The organism is Fontibacillus phaseoli, assembly GCF_003337355.1.
In the GTDB taxonomy this organism is placed as follows: Bacteria; Bacillota; Bacilli; order Paenibacillales; family Paenibacillaceae; genus Fontibacillus; species Fontibacillus phaseoli.
Genome location: NZ_QPJW01000030.1, coordinates 1 through 1,065 on the forward strand (window position 1 = coordinate 1; position 1,065 = coordinate 1,065).

At 45.7% G+C, this 1,065-nt stretch carries 2 protein-coding genes; both read left to right on the forward strand.

Features of this window, described 5'->3' with window-relative positions; genetic code table 11:
- Nucleotides 1-76: 76 nt before the first annotated feature.
- Nucleotides 77-418, forward strand: a complete 342-nt coding sequence (locus DFP94_RS25240) for a helix-turn-helix domain-containing protein (RefSeq protein ID WP_114499232.1) — start codon at nt 77-79, stop codon at nt 416-418.
- Nucleotides 415-1,065 (forward strand): DDE-type integrase/transposase/recombinase (locus DFP94_RS25245; RefSeq protein WP_147273884.1); only part of this gene is annotated, 651 nt, incomplete at its 3' end. The genes DFP94_RS25240 and DFP94_RS25245, both read left to right, overlap by 4 nt.

Below are 1,065 nucleotides of genomic sequence, written 5' to 3' on the forward strand. Positions count from 1 at the left end.
CTATAAAGCCCCCTAATCACCTTGGACACTTACAGGCTAAACAATATACAATAAAAATTAGCTGGAGGTAGTCCATATGAGAGTACAGCACAGCAAGTTCGACGAGTTAAGAATACAGGTCGTCGAGGAGGCACTGGACCGGGGGAATGTGGCATTAACTGCTCGTAAACATGGAATCTCCCCCTATTCTTTGTATAAATGGGTCAAACAATATCGGGATGAGGTGGAGATTACCATGGGTAAGAAGAAAGACTTGAAAAACCTTAATAACCCACAGACTGCTCCAGAATGGGAGCAGAAATATGAACAGGCAGCCAAACTCCTTGGTGAGAAAGAACTGGAGATTGCGATACTTCGTGAGCTTGTAAAAAAAAAGTATCCACACATCCAATTCAAGTGGCCCGAAAATGGATCTTGAAAGGCTACAAGGTGCGTCCCGTGCTTAAGATCTGTGGTGTGCCGCATTCTACGTACTACTATTCTCTCAAGCACTTGAACCCTAAACAAGCGCCTAAAGGTGGGCGTCCAGTACCCGGATACTCCTATACCTTTGAAGGTAAGAAAGTGACAGATGTACGAATCAAGCGCCTGATTATGAAGCTGCTAGAAGGTGAGGAGTACACCTATGGATACCGGAAGCTTACCATCGCTTTACGCCGGCAGCATAGCCTTAAGATTAACAAGAAGAAGGTGTACAGGCTCTGCAAAGAACTTGGTATCCTGGGCAAGCCAGTAAAACCTAAGGTCTCCTATCCACGCAGATTGGCGAATAATATGGAGGTAACAGGTCCAAATCAACTGTGGCAAATGGACATTAAGTATGGTTACATCGCTGGCCTGGAGCGGTATTTTTACACTGCAAGCATTATAGATGTATACGACCGTAATGTAGTTGGACAGTACCGCGGCAAGGAGTCTAAGACGAAAGACTTGCTTGCCACCCTGCACAAGGCTCTTTTAAAAAGAGGTGTATACACGCAAGGAACGCCGCTCGTGGTGCGTACCGACAACGGCCCGCAATTCAAGAGTCACAAATTCAGAGCGTTTTTTGAGAACAACGAAGAG

Bases quoted from the DNA above. Each gene is read 5' to 3' on its own strand.
- DFP94_RS25240 (WP_114499232.1), top strand. From the start codon at position 77: ATGAGAGTACAGCACAGCAAGTTCGACGAGTTAAGAATACAGGTCGTC.